At 31.6% G+C, this 1,309-nt stretch carries 2 protein-coding genes; both read left to right on the forward strand.

Annotated elements, in window-relative coordinates; all coding sequences use genetic code 11:
* Positions 1–41: 41 nt before the first annotated feature.
* On the forward strand, positions 42–425 hold the full coding sequence (locus ACQY1Q_RS17355) for a transposase (RefSeq protein WP_431006591.1): 384 nt from the start codon (positions 42–44) through the stop codon (positions 423–425).
* Positions 426–430: 5 nt separating this feature from the next.
* Positions 431–1,309 (forward strand): IS3 family transposase (locus ACQY1Q_RS17360; protein WP_431006592.1); only part of this gene is annotated, 879 nt, incomplete at its 3' end.

Genomic DNA, 1,309 nt, shown 5'->3' on the forward strand with positions numbered 1-1,309 from the left:
TGTCCCGTCCTGAAATAGCGTTACACTAAAAATTAAGTGTCATGAAAAACAAACATGTAAAACGTACTCAAAAAGACTATCCTATGAGTTTAAAGTTAGGGATTGTACAAGAAGTAGAACAAGGTTATCTATCAGTATCTCAAGCCACTAGCAAGTATGGTATTCAATGTAGAAAAACAGTAGTGAATTGGCTCAGGAAATATGGTAACTTTGATTGGGAAAATCAAAGTAGTATGTCCAGTAAAACACCACAACAACGTATTATTGAGCTTGAGGAGAAGATTAAGTTATTAGAGAAGCAAAAAGCTAGAGCAGAACATTTAGCAGAACGAGCAGATAAGAAAGCCATTTTGTTTGATATGATGATTGATTTGGCAGAAAAGGAGTTTAATATTCCTATTAGAAAAAACTCAAAACCCAAGTAATCGATATGTTTACAATACATTATAATGAGAGTATCTCATCAACCTGTGCATTACTTGGGGTAAGTAGACAGGTATATTATCGAGCTATTAGGACTAAACAAAAACGACAAGCTATTGCTGATAGAGTTATAGAACTGGTCAGGTGTGTTCGTAAAGAACAACCACGTATTGGTACACGAAAATTGTATTATATTTTACAACAAGAGTTAAAAGCCTTAGGTATTGGTAGAGATTATCTTTTCACCATTTTAAAAGCTAATAAAATGCTGATAAAATCAAAGCGAAATTATACCATAACAACAAATTCATATCATCGTTTTAAAAAACATAAAAACTTAATAGAGCACACAACAATCCATCGACCAGAACAAGTATGGGTGGCAGATATCACTTATGTTGGCAGTAGACAAAACCCAATGTATTTATCGTTAATAACTGATGCCTATTCTAAAAAGATTGTAGGATATAATCTATCAAATACATTGCAAACAACACAAACTATTAAGGCACTAAAACAAGCTATTGACAAAAGAGTATATCCAACAGAACAATTAATACATCATTCTGATAGAGGGTTACAATATTGTAGCGATAGTTATCAAAAAATATTACGTAAAAACAACATACAATGTAGCATGACAGAACAGTATGACCCTTATCAAAATGCTGTTGCTGAACGTGTAAATGGTATTTTAAAACAAGAGTTTTTATCTCAAATTCAAAACATAAATCTAAAAATGATGAAACAAATTGTAGTTCAAAGTATCACTATTTATAACACCAAAAGACCTCACATGTCTTGTGAACTACTAACACCAGAGAAAATGCATGAACAATGTAAAATCAAAACAAAAACCTACAAAAAGAAAATCTCTCAACAAACA

The organism is Tenacibaculum sp. TC6 (assembly GCF_050606265.1).
Classification (GTDB): Bacteria; Bacteroidota; Bacteroidia; order Flavobacteriales; family Flavobacteriaceae; genus Polaribacter.

Excerpts from the sequence above, each read along its gene's own strand:
- ACQY1Q_RS17355 (WP_431006591.1), top strand. The coding sequence starts at position 42 with ATGAAAAACAAACATGTAAAACGTACTCAAAAAGACTATCCTATGAGT.